This is a genomic window from Domibacillus iocasae, assembly GCF_001750285.1.
In the GTDB taxonomy this organism is placed as follows: Bacteria; Bacillota; Bacilli; order Bacillales; family Domibacillaceae; genus Domibacillus; species Domibacillus iocasae.
Genome location: NZ_MAMP01000021.1, coordinates 403,735 through 422,171 on the forward strand (window position 1 = coordinate 403,735; position 18,437 = coordinate 422,171).

The 18,437-nt window shown below is 43.5% G+C and carries 14 protein-coding genes; 9 read left to right on the plus strand and 5 right to left on the minus strand.

Translation table 11 applies throughout. The annotated features are described in order from the left end of the window. The first annotated feature begins 75 nt into the window (after window positions 1-75). From serC to BA724_RS10660, 3 genes are all read left to right on the plus strand, one after another. Window positions 76-1,170 carry a 3-phosphoserine/phosphohydroxythreonine transaminase gene (serC, locus tag BA724_RS10650; protein ID WP_069938639.1) on the plus strand — a complete coding sequence of 365 codons (1,095 nt, stop codon included), beginning with the start codon at window positions 76-78 and terminating at the stop codon, window positions 1,168-1,170. A gap of 24 nt (window positions 1,171-1,194) precedes the next feature. After that, on the plus strand, window positions 1,195-2,355 hold the full coding sequence (locus BA724_RS10655; protein ID WP_069938676.1) for a phosphoglycerate dehydrogenase: 1,161 nt from the start codon (window positions 1,195-1,197) through the stop codon (window positions 2,353-2,355). Between the two features lie 140 nt (window positions 2,356-2,495). Continuing rightward, window positions 2,496-5,882 (plus strand): S8 family peptidase, encoded by a 3,387-nt coding sequence (locus BA724_RS10660; protein ID WP_069938677.1) that lies wholly within the window; start codon window positions 2,496-2,498, stop codon window positions 5,880-5,882. Window positions 5,883-5,918: 36 nt separating this feature from the next. Here BA724_RS10660 and BA724_RS18020 read toward each other — a convergent pair whose 3' ends face one another. From BA724_RS18020 to BA724_RS10675, 3 genes are all read right to left on the minus strand, one after another. Further along, window positions 5,919-7,583 carry a M14 family metallopeptidase gene (locus BA724_RS18020; protein WP_083256189.1) on the minus strand — a complete coding sequence of 555 codons (1,665 nt, stop codon included), beginning with the start codon at window positions 7,581-7,583 and terminating at the stop codon, window positions 5,919-5,921. A 107-nt stretch (window positions 7,584-7,690) separates the two neighbouring features. After that, entirely contained in the window at window positions 7,691-8,944 is a 1,254-nt protein-coding gene (locus BA724_RS10670; protein WP_069938640.1) for an efflux RND transporter periplasmic adaptor subunit, read from the minus strand. Between the two features lie 18 nt (window positions 8,945-8,962). Next, window positions 8,963-9,625: a hypothetical protein gene (locus BA724_RS10675; protein WP_069938641.1), complete on the minus strand. Its 663-nt coding sequence runs from the start codon at window positions 9,623-9,625 to the stop codon at window positions 8,963-8,965. A gap of 227 nt (window positions 9,626-9,852) precedes the next feature. Between BA724_RS10675 and BA724_RS10680 the strand changes: the two genes are divergently transcribed. The 3 genes from BA724_RS10680 to BA724_RS10690 all read left to right on the plus strand — a co-directional run bounded on the left by BA724_RS10680 (window position 9,853) and on the right by BA724_RS10690 (window position 12,404). Next, window positions 9,853-10,401: a 3D domain-containing protein gene (locus BA724_RS10680; protein WP_069938642.1), complete on the plus strand. Its 549-nt coding sequence runs from the start codon at window positions 9,853-9,855 to the stop codon at window positions 10,399-10,401. 354 nt (window positions 10,402-10,755) lie between these two features. Continuing rightward, window positions 10,756-11,517 (plus strand): LysM peptidoglycan-binding domain-containing protein, encoded by a 762-nt coding sequence (locus BA724_RS10685; protein ID WP_069938643.1) that lies wholly within the window; start codon window positions 10,756-10,758, stop codon window positions 11,515-11,517. Window positions 11,518-11,765: 248 nt separating this feature from the next. After that, entirely contained in the window at window positions 11,766-12,404 is a 639-nt protein-coding gene (locus BA724_RS10690) for a serine/threonine protein kinase (RefSeq protein WP_069938644.1), read from the plus strand. Window positions 12,405-12,427: 23 nt separating this feature from the next. Here BA724_RS10690 and BA724_RS10695 read toward each other — a convergent pair whose 3' ends face one another. After that, window positions 12,428-13,552, minus strand: a complete 1,125-nt coding sequence (locus BA724_RS10695) for a M20 peptidase aminoacylase family protein (protein ID WP_069938645.1) — start codon at window positions 13,550-13,552, stop codon at window positions 12,428-12,430. 78 nt (window positions 13,553-13,630) lie between these two features. Further along, on the minus strand, window positions 13,631-15,127 hold the full coding sequence (locus BA724_RS10700; protein WP_083256190.1) for a helix-turn-helix domain-containing protein: 1,497 nt from the start codon (window positions 15,125-15,127) through the stop codon (window positions 13,631-13,633). Window positions 15,128-15,330: 203 nt separating this feature from the next. On the opposite strand from BA724_RS10700, the gene BA724_RS10705 reads away from it, so the two are divergent. From BA724_RS10705 to BA724_RS10715, 3 genes are all read left to right on the plus strand, one after another. Beyond that, window positions 15,331-15,753 carry a hypothetical protein gene (locus BA724_RS10705; RefSeq protein ID WP_069938646.1) on the plus strand — a complete coding sequence of 141 codons (423 nt, stop codon included), beginning with the start codon at window positions 15,331-15,333 and terminating at the stop codon, window positions 15,751-15,753. A gap of 189 nt (window positions 15,754-15,942) precedes the next feature. After that, window positions 15,943-17,943, plus strand: coding sequence for a penicillin-binding transpeptidase domain-containing protein (locus BA724_RS10710; protein ID WP_069938647.1), 2,001 nt, complete (start codon window positions 15,943-15,945; stop codon window positions 17,941-17,943). 126 nt (window positions 17,944-18,069) lie between these two features. Next, on the plus strand, window positions 18,070-18,437 hold a 368-nt coding region (locus BA724_RS10715; RefSeq protein ID WP_141719922.1), incomplete at its 3' end, for a LysM peptidoglycan-binding domain-containing protein.

Genomic DNA, 18,437 nt, shown 5'->3' on the forward strand with positions numbered 1-18,437 from the left:
TATTTTATAATTCGGATATTGATAAAGCAAAAATTTTCAGATTATCGAAAATAACACGAATGAAGGAGTAGTATGATGACACGAGTGTATAATTTCTCAGCGGGTCCTTCAATGTTGCCTCTTGAGGTACTTGAAAAAGCCCAGGCCGAACTTACGAATTACGCGGGTTCCGGCATGTCGGTGATGGAGCTGAGCCATCGTTCGAAATGGTTTACAGAGATCATTGAAACAGCGGAAGCCGTTCTACGCAAGCTGATGAACATTCCGGACAACTACAAAGTGTTATTCATTCAAGGCGGAGCTTCCCAGCAGTTCGCAATGGTGCCGATGAATTTATTTGCCGGCAGCAAAAAAGCGGATTTCGTCAATACGGGTTCCTGGTCGAAAAAAGCGATTAAAGAAGCGAAAAAATACGGCGAAGTACGTGTTATTGCGTCTTCTGAAGATAAAAACTTCAGTTACATCCCGGCTGTGACAGCGGATATGATTGATCCAGAAGCGGACTTTGTTCACATTACGACAAATAATACAATTGAAGGAACAGTATTTAACAACATTCCTGATACGGGAAATGTACCGCTCGTTGCTGACATGTCTTCAAATATTTTGTCGGAAGAAATCGATGTGACGAAATTCGGCATTATTTATGCGGGCGCGCAAAAAAATATCGGCCCGGCTGGATTAACGCTTGTGATTATTCGTGAAGACTTAATTGGAAAAGCAGACGCCTCCGTGCCGGTGATGCTTGATTATAAAACACATGCAGACAGCGGTTCGCTTTACAACACGCCGCCGACATTTGGTATTTACATGGCGAAGCTTGTGTTTGAATGGCTGGAAGAGCTTGGCGGTCTTGCAGCGATGGAGAGCATTAACCGTGAAAAAGCGGCTATTTTGTACGATTACTTGGATCAATCTGCTATGTTCAGCTCGCCCATCGAAAAAGCGGACCGTTCATTAATGAACATTCCGTTTGTTTCCCCAAGCGAAGAACTGGATGCACTATTCGTAAAAGAAGCGAAAGCAAAAGGACTTGAAACATTAAAAGGGCATCGTTCGGTTGGCGGAATGCGCGCAAGTGTATACAATGCGATGCCGGTTGAAGGTGTAAAAGCGCTCGTAGCTTTTATGGAAGAATTCGAACAGACTCACTCAGCGGAAGGGAAGTAAACAAACGTGTATACGATTAAATCCATGAACAATATTGCCGATATCGGCTTAAATGTTTTCAACAATGCGGACAATTTTCAAGTAAATGACGAAACAAACACGCCGGACGGCATTATTTTGCGCAGTGCGAACTTGCACGACGCCGAATTTAACAGCAGCGTAAAAGCGATCGCCCGCGCAGGTGCAGGCGTCAACAATATTCCGGTGCAGGCTTGTACGGAACGCGGAATTGTCGTTTTCAACACGCCAGGTGCCAATGCAAATGCAGTAAAAGAACTGATTTTAACAACGATCATGGCCGTTTCCCGTAATTTGTTTGACGGTGTCAACTGGACGAATGAATTAAAAGGGCAGGGCGATGCGATTCCGAAATTGGTTGAAGCGGGCAAAAAGCAATTTGTCGGCCGCGAAGTAAAAGGCAAGACACTTGGCGTAATTGGTCTCGGCCATATTGGTGCTCTTGTTGCGAACAACGCGCTTGACCTTGATATGGACGTGATCGGCTTTGACCCGTTCATTTCTGTTGATACCGCATGGAACCTGTCACGCAACGTGCAGCGTGCCCTTACAATTGAGCAATTGTTCGCAGCAAGCGACTACATTACGGTTCATGTTCCATTAACGGATGACACGCGCGGCATGTTTAATAAAGAAGCATTCTCTGTTATGAAAAATGGATCAGTTATCTTGAACTTCTCACGCGGTGAGCTTGTGAACGAAGAAGATATGCGTGCAGCGCTTGAGAACGGCAAAGTCGGCAAATATGTGACAGACTTCCCGAACGAAAATGTAATCGGTATGAAAAATGTTATACCGATTCCTCACTTAGGGGCATCTACAACAGAATCAGAAGAAAACTGCGCGATTATGGCTGCGCGTCAAATGAAAGATTACCTGGAAACTGGAAATATTAAAAACTCTGTCAACTTCGGCAACGTGGAAATTCCGTTTACCGGTAAACGCCGTGTAACGGTTGCGCATAAAAACGTACCGAACATGGTTGGCCAGATTACTGGCGCCTTGTCAGATTATGAGTTAAATATTGCGGACATGGTGAACCGCAGTAAAGGCGACTATGCGTACACACTGATAGACATTGACAATCAAGTAAACGGTGAAATCGTCCCGAGCTTAACAGAAAAATTAACAAACATTACTGGCGTCATTTTAGCGCGGATTATTTAATGGTTTAATGGGAAAGGCAGGTCTGAACATAAGTTCAAGCCTGCCTTTTTTATCTGTGAAAAACTTGAAAATTTTTGAAACAATTTGCTTGTTTTTCCTGTATGATAGGGGAAGGTAATATGAATGGAGGATTCAATGTGATGAAATGGAAACAATGGATGGCTGCAGCTGTCAGCGCCTCACTACTCATCCCGGGGGCAGCATTCGCTGAGGTGCCGGTATCAGAAAAAGAGCAGCAGTATAAGACAGCTCAAGCTGAAAAGCAGGTGACAGATTCACAAACACTCGTCATTAAGTATTCAAAAGTATTGCCGCAGAGTATACATAAAAAAGCAGGCGTTTCGGTGATTAAGCGTCTGCCAGGTTTAAAATACGACGTTGTACAAGTACCAAAATCTAAAAAGCTGAGCGATGTGATCAAAGTATATAAAACGCGCTCGGAAGTAGTAGCAATCATGCCGAGCATTCAATATAAAGCCTTTGCCGCCATGCCAGATCCAAAAGCGGCGAAAATGGATCATTTGGCGATGCTGAATATGGGAAAAGCCCTTTCTTACGCAGGGAAAAATAGTGTGAAGATTGCCGTGGTGGATTCGGGAGTGGATTATAAACATCCGGACTTAAAAGCAAATTTACTGCAGCCATACAACGTGGCAAATCCAGCGCGAAATCCAGTTCGTGATTTACATGGAACACATGTAGCCGGCATTATTGCGTCAACAAAAGATAACGGCCTCGGCGGCTACGGTGTTTTTCCAAACGCAAAAATTTTGCCTGTTGATGTATTTAATGGTTCAATCAGCGCTAATGATTTCACCATCGCAGAGGGTATTACTTATTCCGTTGATCAAGGAGCGGACGTGATCAACTTGAGCCTTGGCGGTTTTATGCCGGCAGCGGTGGTGGAAGAAGCGATCCAATATGCGATTGATTCAGGTGTTGTTGTCGTCGCGGCGGCAGGCAATGAATCAACTGATCAATACTCCTACCCGGCAGCGTACCCTGGCGTCATTAGCGTCGGAAACGTGGGCGGCTCAAAGACTTTGTCAGACAGCTCCAACTATGGGACATCGGTTGATGTTGTCGCACCAGGTGAAAATATTTACAGTACGGCGTACGGTGCGGAATCCGGATCAAAATTTGAGCGGTTGACCGGCACATCAATGGCGTCACCAGTGGTCGCGGCCGCTGCTGGTTTGTTAAAGTCCAAATATCCGGATTTAACAGCGTTTGAGATTGAATATATTTTAGAACAGACAGCAACGGATTTAGGTGAAAAAGGATACGATTTAACATACGGCAACGGATTAATCAATCCGCTGAACGCGCTGAAATTTGATGTGAATAAACTTCCGGATCGTCCAGACGTATCAGGGGAAGCTATTTTAAAAGAAGCAAAAGAAATCAAGTCAGGAAAGCAATCGTTTACAGGAACATTTAAAGCGCCAGGAAGGATGCATTGGTATAAAGCGAGCATGACAGAAGGGGAGCATGTACAGACAGTTCTAGACGGCAGTAAAGGATACGATTACGCGATGGAATTGTACTTTGTGCCGGAAGATGGAGACCCCCAGTACATTCGTGATGTGGACCGGACAGTTGTGAACGGGCAGGAGGGCTATTTGTATACGGCTGTTGAGGGGGGCACGCTTGTTATCGGCGTAAAGGATACGAACGGTAATTACAGCGCATCCGGCAAGTCGACATTTACGCTTCAGGCAGAAAAGCTGGCTCCGATTACACCGGATCAGGCAACGAACGAAGAACCTGTCGCTATAACAGCATTGCCATATGTGAAAAATGATTTCACTTTATACAGTGGAGAAGAAGAAGTGCCGGATTCAGACTTTTTCAAGCTGTCAGTTGAACAAGCAAAATTGCTGTCTTTGTCTGTTTCTGATTTGCCTGGCGTTGATTCGGCCATCCATGTCTACATGAGAGAAGGAGAAGAGGAATATTCCATTGTTGACGGCAATAACAATCCTGTGAATAAAGGAGAAACGGTTTCATTCGAAGCGATGCCGGGTGTAGAGTACCGAATTGAAGTGACAAACGGAGCATTTAGTGAGGATATTTTCTTAGGATCGATTCTAGATCTCTTTTCAATGGATATCTCGATGTTTGAAGAGGTCGCAGTAGGTGAGTCTGCGACGCCATACACGTTTAAGGTAGAAGAACGGACCATTCCAGCGGATGAAGACGGGCTGCCGGAAGAAGGGACGCTTGAAGATACATTGATGGACGGTGACATTACTGCGGATGAGTATGGTGAAATGAAAGAAGACGAATTGATAGATGGAGAAGAAGAGAATCCGGAAAGCAGCAATATTCTTGAAAAGGCTATTCCTTACACACTGGGTGGAAATAAACAAGGCTATTTCCAATCCGGGTTTGACGAAGACTATTATCGCTTCGTTTCAGCTGATGATGGGATTTACTCATTTGAAGTGCAGCAAGGAAGCGGGCAGCTTGCCTCGATGACATTGCTGGAGGTTGATGCAGAAACAGGGGAATTGCTTCCGATCTCAGGCAGTAATGGAGAAATGGATTTAGTCGCGGCTCTTTTTGGAGGTTTTGGCGGATCAGGAAACATGAACGTCGCTTTGAGGAAAGACAAAACGTATGTGATGATGGTCGTGAACAATTCAGAAAACATTTCGGCAGATCCTTACAAGCTCACATCGAGCCGAATTGCCAACGTACCGGCAGAAAAAGATACAGATGCCAATACGCCGGAAGAAGGGCTGAATATTACAGCTGGCAAAGCGGTTCAAAACTATTTTATTCAGTCTGGGGACATTGACTACTACTACTTCATGAACAAAGGCGGCCCCCGTGTGTACACGCTTGATATCGCTGGAAGCGCCCTTACTGCCTCGCAAAAAGCGGGTATTCCATACGAGTTGCGTCCAGGGCATATATTTAGCGGTGCGGTTATTGAAGATTTAAACGGTGACAAAGTACTTGATGAAGAAGAGATGAGCCGTGTGACACCATTTGGGCCTGATCTGTTTTCACTTGTGATTGAGCCTGATGTGCATACGTCGTTTGCTGCAAAAGAAGATACGGGCTATTTTATTGAAGCAGCACCATTTATGGCGGCAGGACCGAACCTGCAGCCGTACGAAGTAAAGGTGGGCGCTACGTATAACCAGTCGAGGGATGGTGACGGGAAAGTGGTGAACCACGTGCCGGCGAAGCCGCTTGCCCTTAAAACAACAAATGGAAAATATGGTGCGCGTGGTTACTTTAATGCCGGCGTTTCATTTGGTGACATTGACCATTTTGTGCTCAAAATGATAAAAGAGGGTACGGTAGCCTTTTCATTTTCTGCCGGGAAAAACCTGGATGGTGTAATGGAAATCTATAACGCAAAAGGTGCATTAGTCGCATCATTTGACCGTTATGGTAAGGATGATGAAGAGCTGGCTAGTTTGAAGCTGCCAAAAGGAAACTATTACATTGAACTAAGCGAAGCGAACGGCACGGCTTCAACAACACCATATGAATTAATTGTGAAAAAATAAAGAAAAAAGGGATGTCACTGAACATCCCTTTTTTCTTTATTTAATTGTTTCATTGGCAAGCATCAAGCCGATTGTGTTGTTTTGTTTCCATATACTTGAGAAGTAAACAAGTGGAACAGGGCGGTTGCCGACATAAGGAGACACTTCAATAGTAAATCCGGGTTTTTTTTCATTTTGAATGAACCAATCATTAAATCCTCCACCGCTTGGATTCGAGCGCGGAGCAACAAGGCTGTAGCCTGTTTTGGCACTTACTTTTTTCGCCAGAGCATAATCACGCGTTTTACGGGAGCCGGACTGGTGGAAATGCCAGAAGATAATTTGCCCGGAACTATGATAGGAAGCGCTCGTTTTAAATGAATGCTTTAGCGTAAAATCATACATTGCTTTCGCTTCAGGTTCGCTCAGCACTTTTGGTCCTTTGTAATTTTGGGAAGATGGTTTTCCTGGATTACAGCAGATCGTTGACCATGTTGCTGGATATTGGCGGTTCAAGTCAACACCCCGTACGTTTGCTTTCCAAGCGGAAAAATTGGCGCTGCCACCGTTAATTTTCAGGACAGAAGCTTTATTTTTCGCACTGTTTGCACCGAGCTGTACGAGTGACACCCCATCCGGGTTCACCATTGGCACAAAATAAAGAGATGTTTTTTTCAAGATGGATTGAACCGCGTACCCGTTCATTTTCCCATTTGTTTTATATAAATGGGCATACTGATCGGCCATTTCCATGACGACATTTGTCGTGATGTGCTCACGTGCATGATGGGAGGCATTGATCAAGACTTCTTCTTTTCCTGTACCGAGTTTGAGCGCGTACAAATCCCGGCCGTCTACAGATTTCCCAATCGTTTCGAGGGAAGCGATATCGGGGTGCCACTGGATAAGCTCTTTTAAATCTTTCACCATTTGGCTGTACGTGATTATCTTGTAAGGATCGACATAGTTGCCGGTATATAATGCTGCATCTGACTTGTGGAGGTAGGCGCTTCTTCCGCCAATGCTGATAATGTAATAATCTCCGTAGGCGGCGCGTGTTTCAAACATAACACCTGGCACAATGCGGGCCATCGTGGTCAACTTTCCATTTTTCGAATAGAGAAGGCCGGCTGTTTTTCTTACCTGGACTTTATTTCGATAGGCTTTCCCTGACTGAACACCACCGGCAAGAGTGGCAGATGCAAGGTAAGAAATCTCAGATTCTTTCACATAAGCTGTGCCGTTGCCAAATATAAAAGAAACATAGCCATTTTCCACGCCTTTTTTCTTCCAGGCTTCACCTGATAACAGGCGTCCAGCTTTCACCATCTTGCCGTCTTTCTTTTCAAATAGTTCGGCATCCGACATCAGCCGGAAATAAGCGCCTGATGTAAGAGGGGGCTCTGGTGTAGCAGCAAGAGCATTCTGCTCAGGAAGAGGAGAACTGGTATCTTGTTGAACAAGATGAGCGGTTTCTATAAAACCGGCTTGTCCCTCCCATTCAACTTTTGTTTCTTCTTCTTCATTTGAGATAAAAAGAATGGTTGTGCCGGCTGGAATTGGAACTCCTGCACGCGTTTCCGTCCCTGCTGGAGACGAGTAAAAAACCGTATCAACAGTTGTACTCATATACACAGGGGCTTCTTCAGCTTCAAAGGTGGAAGGCTGAATAAATAAACTAATAGAAAGAATCATAAATAGAAGCAAGGAACAATTTTTCATTTTCTCCTCCAAATAGTCTTTTTGTTACTATTTTACCAGAATAAAAGAATAGAAAGATAGAAAACAAAAAAAAACTGCCTCTCTTTTAGAGAGGCAGCAGTAATCTATTAAGATAAAAAGCCTATGAGCGCATATTTCATTTTTTCCGTGCGGGACAGTTCGTTCCACGGTTTCTTTTTTACATGATCAGCATTGATCGGCGTAATGAAGGGGCCATGCTTTATGATCAGTTCATACGGATTAATGACAATCGCTTCGCCTGTTTCTACACCACTGACGACCTCATACACACCATCGACGTGAAGCTCCGTTTTAATTTGCCGGCGTTCCAGCAGACCATTCGTATTCATGATAACAGCATAGGATTTCTTGTTTTTCTTCAAAATTGCTGTATTTGGAATGGTGACAGCATTAGACTCCTCAGCCGTAATAACTTTTACATTTGCTTTTAACCCGGGATACAGTTCGCTCGAATCTATGTTTGTCAGCTGAGCTGAGTAAGGGTACAAGCTTTTTTGTTTAACGGACGGTTCTTCTTCAGGATATGAACTGACCGTGTCGAGTGATCCGCCGAACGTTTTCAGTGTCGTATCAACGGTTACTTCAACGCGTTGGCCCGCCTCTGCTTTTGCGACCTGCTTTTCATCAAAAACACCCTGTACAGCCGGAACAGATGAATTGATTATCAACAGTGGATTGTTAAGGCTCGTATCAATTTTTTTCACATAGCCATCCGTTGTGCTGCTCACGATAAGATCACTTTTTTTCGCTTCCTGGTCGGCAATCAGCGCATCGAATTTTTTGACTTCTTCCTGCAGCTTTTGCTTTTCTGTTTCCTGCTGCAAAATATCTTTTTCAATCGTTGTGCTTGCATCGCCGTTTTGAATAATCATTGTGTTGCCATTACTACTATCACTATTAGATGAAGGGATCGTTGTGTTGCTTTCTTCACCCTCAGCTTGTGACAGCAAAATCCGCAGCTGGCTTATTTGATTATCAATTAATGAGATTTGCTGCTGGATTTGCTCTTTTTCCACTGTTAATTCGTCAATTTCTACGTCGATTTTATCGGAGGAATATTCAAATAAAGGTGTAGCTGGCTGAACCTCATCTCCTTCTTGTACAAGCACTTGTTCAAGTGCTCCTTTGCTTTCGTCAAAATAAATGGGGTAGTCGTCTGAAGGGATGACAACACCTTCTGCAGAGAAAGACTCTACGACGTCTCCTGTTTCAGCACGGTCCCAATCTGTCAGCCATTCTGTTCGGCCCGCCTTGCTGTCTTCTTTAAAAGTTAAATACAAATTTCCAGCAATTACCGCAGCGCTTGCCACGAGCCACACTTGTTTTTTTATTTTCTTCATCTTATCCACCTCTTTTCGTTAAAACAAATTTTCGACATGAATCGATGTAAACAATGTCGCCAAAATCCAAAATGCAAGTCCGATCAAGAGCACCATGAAGAAAACAAAATGAGGTTTTCTTGTCTGCGAAGTACGTAAAAAACGATATTGAATGACAAGAATCCAAATTTGAAAGATCGAAATAAAGCTGAAAAAACGAATCACGATCATATTTTCTGTTATATATTGGGCCGCAACCCCGAGTGAGAAAGGCGACGAATCACGAGGAATGGAGAAAAACACATTCCAGGCGATGAGCAGAGCAAATTCAATTAAATAAATAGAAAATGTTATACATTGCAAGGCAACGAGTTTTTTAAATTCAAGTTCAAGGAATGTCCAAAATAAAAGGGCTGGAATGAATATAAAGAAAAAAGGAAGCAGTAGACCAGCAAGCCCCGAGCCTGCCGCAAACAATAGTTTCAGCCATTCATATGTATATATATCAAAGTCGGCCAGATAAGCAGAAATGCTTTCACTTTGTATGCCCAATGCACCGGCCAGCAAAGACAGTAGCACACTGATCAGAATCAATAGTGAAAACTTTGTCCATAAACCGCGGATTTTTTCGGCCTGTGACAGCTGTGCAAGTTCATGGGTAGAGCGAAACAGCCCTTTTAAAAGCTGAAGCCGATAAGCCATTATAAAATCTCCCATCAAATAGAATAAATAAATATCATTCTTCATTATATACAACTATTGTTAGATGAACCAATAATAATTTCATATTATTGTTCTATTTTTCTATTGTCAGAATTATTAAACACTTGAAACGTGAATGTAATATAACGAACATCATAGTGTAATAGTCTTGCAATAGAACCGTGTTACAATCAATCTCGTGTTACAAAACTAGGGGGTAATGATACGTGAAAAAAATGGCCATGTCTTTTCTTGCTGCAATGATGATTTTCTCAGCTTCTGCGGCACAAGCAGCTGCCGCTACTTACACGGTTCAAAAAGGTGATACACTTTACAAAATTTCAAAAAGTTACAGCACAACTGTGGATCAACTGAAAAAATGGAACAATCTTTCCTCTAATACAATTCGAATCGGTCAAAAGCTTTCTATCGGCAGTACGGCGGCTGCAACATCTGCTCCTGCGCCGACAAATAAAAAAAGTGTTTCAAAAGAAATTACTGTTAAATCAACGGCTTACACAGCGTATTGCAGTGGATGCTCAGGCGTTACTGCTACGGGCATCAACTTAAAGAAAAATCCGAATGCAAAAGTCATTGCCGTGGATCCGAAAGTGATTCCACTTGGCACGAAAGTATATGTTGAAGGGTACGGAGAAGCAGTTGCCGGCGATACAGGCGGTGCTATTAAAGGAAATAAAATTGACGTTCATATGTCTACTACACAAAAAGCAAAAAACTGGGGCGTTCGCACAGTGAAAGTTCAAATCTTAAAATAAGTGATTAAGGGAGTCGGCTCAAGTCAGCTCCCTTTTTTGTCTCTAATTGGTTTGTATATGTCAAGATTATTACGAAATCGAGATAATCGCTTTCATGTAACATGAACGTCATATTTGAACATACAAGCGTAACGTTCTTTTAAAATCATTACACCTCCTGACGTGCTACAATAAATCTCGTTAGGCCGATTAAGACAACGGCCACTCGAGGAACGGCGTCCTCATTTAAGCGTTTATCGCTTTTATATAGATTAGTTGTTGTCCCTACAGTCACGGAGAAGTACAGCATCACAAAATTCTTGCGGACGCATGCTCAGTCATGCCGGCAGGAAAAATCCAGGAGGTTTTTTTATTATGAAAAAGCAAATCATGGCACTAGCAGCAACGACAGTAATCGGCGGCAGCGTATTCGGCACTGCTGCATCAGCTAGCTCATATACAATACAATCAGGTGACACATTATGGAGCATCTCTCAGAAAACAGGTACAACGGTAGATCAGTTGAAATCAGCAAATGGTTTTTCTTCTAATATGATTTACGCGGGTGACACAATCCAAACATCCGGTTCAGGCAGCACAGCTGCAGCGGAATCTAACGGTACATATACTGTTAAAGCAGGCGATACACTTTATAAAATTGCAACAGCACACGGTATTTCAGTGGGTTCATTGAAATCAATCAACGGTCTTTCTTCTAATATGATTTACCCTGGTGAGCAATTATCTACAAACGGATCAGCTGCACCAGCTCAAGCGGCATCTGCACCTGCTGCACAACAAACACAAGCAGCTGCTGAGCCTGCGCAAGCAACATCAGCACCACAAGGCAAAACATTAACAGTGACTGCAACAGCGTATACAGCAGAATGTGCAGGATGCTCAGGAATTACAGCAACAGGAATTGACCTTCGCAATGCACCGAACAAAAAAGTGATCGCAGTTGATCCAAATGTTATTCCACTAGGTTCACGCGTATATGTTGAAGGTTACGGAGAAGCGGTGGCCGGTGATACAGGCGGCGCTATTAAAGGCAACAAAATCGATCTTCACGTGCCAAACAACGATGCAGCATATAGCTGGGGTGTACGCACAGTAAACGTTACAATTCTTGACTAATATAAAATGAAAGAGAGGCTGCTCCCAAATGGGGCAGCCTCTTTGCTTAGGGCGGTATTTATTAGTTTAAGGCGGTATTTCCTTTGTCCTAAATTTCATTATACCGGTCTAAGGGTTATACATTGCTTCTTCATGGTAAAAATGAAAAAAGAAGTCATTGACATGAATGCCACAGGTACCTAAACAAATGAATCGTTTTCGGCTGCATACCCGTATATAATAGAAGAAAGAAGAAAAGAGGAATGAGTATGAAGCGGTATAAGCATTTAGCGGAAAGTGTCCGGTTCAAGCGGCAGGGAGGTCATTGGCGTTCAATCGCCAGTAATGAAAAGCTGATCTTTGCAGGAGAAGGCAGAAGTGCTGTCGTGTTTCGGATTAAAGGAACAGACGAGGCGCTTAAAGTGTTTTATCCGGATAAGGTCCATATTGCAAAAGAGGAAGCCGATATTTATCGTCTTCTTTCAGGTGTTCCTCACTTTCCGACTTTACATGAAGCCGGCGGAACGTACATTGTCATTGATTGGGTAGAGGGTAAAACGTTTTTTCAATGCTTAGAAGAAGGGATTGAGATCTCTACACGCCACATTCAAGAAGCCGACCGGGGGCTTTCGGCAGCAAGAACGCGGGGTTTAAATCCATCTGACGTGCATTTGCGAAATATCATGATTACAACAGCCGGCAGCACAATGATTATTGATGTCGCCCGTTTTCGCCAAACGAAAGACTGCATGAACTGGGAAGATATTAAAACGGCACATTCAACCTTTTATACGAAACCTTTCTTCCCGAAACGATGGCCAAAACGGCTATTGAATATGCTGGGCGTATTGTATAAAAAACGATTGCTGCCGGTTCATCGGGCAGCGCACGCAAAAAATCCGCAGTGACACCGGTCTACTGCGGATTTGTTTTATTCGCTTTTTAGTGCGTGCTTAACACTGGCGGCCAATGTTTCAGCACCGATTTTAATAATGCGCCTGTCAAATGTCATATTCGGATGGTGCAGACCTGGAGTGAGGCCTGAACCAAGACCCATCATACACGCTTTAATATGAGGGCGTTTAATTGTATAAAAGTGAAAATCATCGCTGCCGGATGTAATAAGTGGCTCAGCCAGGGCTTCTTTGCCGCATACTTCAATGATTCCTTTTCGTAAAAAAGCTTCTGCATCTGCAGATACTTCAGCAGCAGGTGTGAAATCCATCCATTCATAATCAATCTGCACTTCATACAGTAAGCTGATCTGCTCGATTTTATGCTCTACTGCTTTTTGAAGCTCCAGCAGTACTTTATTGCGCTGCGCCCGAACATCGAGCCCGAATTTTCCTGAGCCGGGAATAATATTTAAGCTTTGGCCGCCCGCTTCAATATGGGTCATTTTCGCTGAATATGGCTCAAATGGTGAAAAATTGATCGTATTCAGCTGCCGGCTTAACGACGACATGACTTCAATGGCATTAATTCCTTGATGTGGACGCGCCCCGTGTGCATCATCGCCGATTACTTTCCCGTTTAAAAAAGCAACGGCCCCATGATGAACCGCTGGCGTGATTTTTCCGAATGGCACTTCCTCAATGGGACGAAGGTGGATGCCAAATAAATAATCAACATCATCGACCACGCCCTTGCCGACCATTTTTAATGCTCCAGTGCCTGTCTCCTCCGCCGGCTGAAAAATGAACCGGACAGTCCCATTACCATCTGTTATCTCATCCTTTAAAGCTAAAATCGCGCCGATGACGATCGACATATGCGCATCGTGTCCACACGAATGGTTGGCGCGGAATTCCCCGTTTACTTGCTGCCAAAGAGCATCAATATCGGCCCGAACCGCTACAACCGGCGAGCCGCTGCCAATTTCCGCAATGAGGCCGGTGCAATCATCAAATGTATAAGAACGGACGCCTTCTTTTGTTAACATCTGCGAAATGTACGCAGTTGTTTCTGTTTCTTTCCAGCTGATTTCTGGGTGTGCATGCAAATGTTCGAAAATCTCGAGAAGTTTATTTTCAAATGTCAATTCCGTTTGAGCCATCGCAAGCCCTCCTCCAGTCACTCTTTCTATTAGTATAAGCGAAAAAAATACATTTGGCTTAAAAAATACTGAAAATTCTTATCTTTTTCCTTTTATCATTAAAAAACTAACAAAAACGGCGGGCAACGCAACTATTGCCATGCTTAAAAAAGCAAAACGCGGTTCTATATCATATAAATAGCCTGCCCCAAAAGTGAAAATTGCTGTACTTAATCCCATGCCGAGTGATGAATATACACCTTGGGCGGCTGGAATTTCGGATGTATCAAATTCCTGGTAAAGAAGCCGGATGAACGCATAATGGGCGAGCCCGAATGTAAACGCATGAAATACTTGGGCAAAAATATAAACGGCGACAGTTGGCAATATAAACATAATCGACCAGCGAAAAACGGCTGCAAACGCCGCGCCCATAAACATGACTGGGACCGAAACATGGCGTAAAAAACGATCTGCCACACTGAAAAAAATAATTTCTGCCGCAACCGCGATATTTAAAATAACGCCTGTCCAAATGCTGCTTACACCAAGGTGCTGCAAATACAACACGCCATAATTATAATAAGCGGCGTGCGCTCCTTGAATAAGTACACAAACGATGAGTGCCGTCACAAAACGCCGTGAACGAAACAACTGCTTTAGCGGCACACGCCGCAGTTCGTCGCGTGCCCCAAGTACAGGCGGCATATAATAAAAAGCAGCCGCCACCATAAAAACTAAACTGCCAATTAAAATGTATAAGATAGCCGCGTCTGTAAAAGCAGCGGTCGCGAGGCCAATGAAAAACACAGAGACAGTATAGCCAATTGATCCCCAAGAGCGGCTTTTCCCATAATGAATCCCATCCGTTTTCATCAGGAGTGCACCCATGCTGTCCGCCATTGGCATAATGATTGGGTAAACAAGGCAAAATGCTGCCATAACAAGAAGCAGCGGGACATAGCCAGAAGCAGGAATAAAGAAAAGCGATAAAAGAGCTGCTGTGCTCGTGAACCATTTTAGGAGTGTACCCGCCGGAAATTTAGCGCTCATTGCCGGATAGAGAAAAAAAGTGGACGCGGCCCGGACGAGTAATCCGATCGCAATGAGTGAAGAAGCGGCTTCAACAGGCAAACCTTTTTCTGAAACAAGCCAGGCATTCCAGTACGGCATAAATATGCCCCATGAAAAATAAAAAGCAAAAAACGTAATGGACAGCCAAAACTGAGAGGTGAAAATCATCAAATCTTCCTTCGTTAGTAAGTATTTATCCATTATAGCGAAAAACCAACCCTTTTGTGGCAAATCAAAAAGAAGAAGGTGCTGTCTCGAATTTTTGGAGACGGCTTGCTGGCGTTCATGAATAGAGATAGTGTCATAGTGAACAGACTTTTCCAGAATGGCTGCCGCGAATTCATCTTCTGGAATCCGGTACGCGTTTATGATTTTCAGCAGCATGCGGCTGTCGATGCCTGCTTCGCCTTTTTCATATTTGGAAATGCTTGACTGTGTAATATTCAAACGTTCAGCCATTCCTTTTTGTGAAATACGGAGAACGTGCTGACGGTAATAGCGCAATAGTTCATTTAACTGCATAAAAACAACCCATGCATGTAATGTTCATCCTTTACAACTTACTGGTATGAGAAACAAAAAAGGATAGATTATTCCTTTTTGGAATTTACCTTTACAACCTTAATTATTTACAGTCTTAATTAGTATGAGAAATTTAAAGGGAATTGAAGAAAAATGTCGAAATAGGAAAAAGGTATTATGAATACAATTAAAAGGAGAATTGGATGGAGAAACCAAATGAATCGTTGGAGAGTTCACTCATTTTTGTCAATCGACGGCAAGAAGACTGCATGATTCGCTTTATGACGGTTTATCAGGAAGGACTCGTGATCGATGCTGAGTTTACGCGACAGGCTGCTCTTGCCCAAAAAAAGTGGTGTCTTGGGTTAAAAGGAATGGTAAAAATGACTGTGGCTGAAAATGGTTCCTGGCAGGAAGTTATGATTGAATATAGTTTGCCAGAAGGCTACCTGTACTTAACAGCTGTTACTGCCTTGTCTTTATCGAAATCAGTGGTTTTATCGATTGCGAATCAATTTTTCATCCGAAAAGGAGATGCTGTCCAATATTTATCAACTCGCGCTTTGCTCAAGCATGCACCGATTCAGTGCGAGCGTTTTCTCATCATTCGAGTTCCAAAATCGTAAGAAGCAGCCTTTTTAAAAAGCTGTTCAGATTATAAACTAATAAAACCTTTTGTCAGTAAATCTGTTTTTTCTTATTCATGATTGTTTTTTGGTTAAAAAACATGGACGACTTTATCGACAGCCTGGCAGCCTTTTAAAGGGCTGTTTTTTTCTGGTATAATAATAGGATAATAGAAAGGGGCGGTGGAGATGATGAAACGTTTTGCAATTCTTTTAACAATGGGAACGATTACGCTGCTCGGCGGATGCGGTGGACCAGATGCGCCGGAAGCAGAGCTTGAAGCATATATAAATGAATGGAAAGAAGGCAATTACAGCAGCATGTATACACATTTCACGAGTGAAACAAAGTCAGCAATGACGGAGGAACAATTTGTGAAGCAGTATAAAAATATTATGACGGACATTGAAATGGATAAGCTTGAAGTGGGACTTCCAAGTGAAGAAGACGTCAAGGAGGACAATGAAAAAACAGTGCGTCTTCCGTTTGAAGTGGAAATGGAAACAATCGCCGGGCCGGTTTCATTCCAAAAAGAAGCAGTCATGAAGCTTGAAGAAACAGAAGAAGGGGAAGAATGGCTGATCGATTGGGATCCGTCTTTTCTGCTGCCTAATTATGCGGAAGGCGATAAAGTTCGTATTCAAGCACTTGAAGCAGAAAGAGGACAGATTTTTGACCGCAATGGCAGCTCGCTCGCGGTGAACGGAACAGCCGTTCAAATTGGCGTAAATGCCGGAGCGATTGACGAAGCCGGAAAAGAGGCACTCGCGAAAGTGCTAGGCAGCAAGAAAGGGTTTATTGATGAACAGCTCAGTCAAAGCTGGGTGCAGGACGGGTACTTTGTGCCGCTTAAGACGGTTGCTTCATCGAATGAAGCACTCATTCAAAAAGCGACAGCTGTCACAGGTGCAACCACTTCTTCAAAAGCGGTCCGTGTGTATCCGTATGGTGCCTCTGCTGCTCACTTAACTGGCTACACAGGTGAAATTAATGCAGAGGAACTGAAGGAAAATGAAGGATACGCGCAAGGGGATCAAATTGGTAAAAGAGGACTTGAGCAGTTGTTTGAAGAACAATTAAAAGAAACAGACGGTGTTCAACTTTTTATTGAAAAAGAAAAAGGAGAGCCGGTTGTTATTGCGAAAAAAGAGCCGCAAAATGGACAGGATGTAAAAGTTACTATTAATGCGGAAATGCAAAAACTTTTGTTTGAACAGTATGGCGGGACAGCAGGAACAGCTTCGGCTGTAGAACCAAAAACGGGAGAGGTGCTGGCGCTTGTTTCATCCCCATCCTTTGATCCTAATGAATTTGCCATGGGAGTTTCTGGCGAACGATATACGGCGCTTCAGGATAACCCAAAACAGCCGCTTTTAAATCGATTTGCTGCTGCGTACTCACCGGGGTCCACGATGAAGCCGATCACGGCATCAGTTGCGATGAAAGCAAAAAAGCTTAATCCATCGGAGGGCAAAACGATTACCGGTCTTCAATGGCAGAAAGACTCCTCATGGGGCAACTACCGGGTTACACGTGTAAGTGAGTCAAGTGCGCCTGTTACGCTGAAATCAGCGCTTGTAGCATCGGATAATATTTATTTTGCGATGGCAGCACTTGAGACGGGAGCAGACCAACTGAAGACGGGGCTGCAATCATTTGGGTTTGGAACAGACTATCCATTTGCTTATCCGCTGCGGGATTCACAAGTGTCAAATAGTGGCGAATTTGAATCTGATATTTTACTTGCTGATACGGGCTATGGGCAAGGAGAGGTTTTAACGACAATGACGCATTTAGCCAATGCATATGGTGCTTTTTTAAATAGCGGCAGCATAATGAATCCTCTTTTGAAGCTTGACGATGAACCGTCCGTTTGGCAAAAAGAGCTTGTAACAACTGATCAGGCAGCGATTATTAAAGAGGGGTTGCGCGGCGTAGTAGAGCGTGGAACAGCGCAAGCGGCGAATATTGAAGGAATGGCCGTTTCCGGCAAAACAGGCACAGCTGAAATCAAAGCAGAGCAAGGAACGACTGGAAAAGAAAATGGGTTGTTTGTTTCTTATGACATGAACAATCCAGCCTTTGTATTAGCATTTCTCGTTGAAGATGCGGCGAATGAAGGAGGCAGTAAATTAGCAGTCGACAAGACGAGTGCTTTCTATGTAAAATGGAAATTACGCAATAAATAAGAAAATATAGGGTTTTTTATAGGTTGAAAGATTCTAAAAAACAGAATGTTTTTAAAAGAGTAAAAGGTTGGAGAAAACGGGACGATAGAATGAGAGAGTGTAAGTTGAGATTGGAGGAGCAATTGGATGAATAAAACGGTTATTTCTTTAGCGGCGGCGACTGTTATTTCAGCTGGCGCAGCTGCGTCTGCCGAGGCTTCAGAGCTTTATACAGTAAAACAAGGAGACACGCTATTCAGCATCGCCAATCAGTACAAAATATCGGTCGTTCAGCTAATGGGGTTGAATGATCTCACATCCGATGCACTGTCGATCGATGATCAGCTGATCATCTCGGAAAATGATGAAAGTGCTCAGGTGGAGCCGGCACAAATGGAACAAGGGGAAGAAGTGAGTGAGTATGCTATCGTTTCAGCGGCATCCTCCTCCTATACTGTAAAAAGCGGGGATTCTCTCGGCCTAATTGCATCACATTATAAAATGAGTGTCGCTTC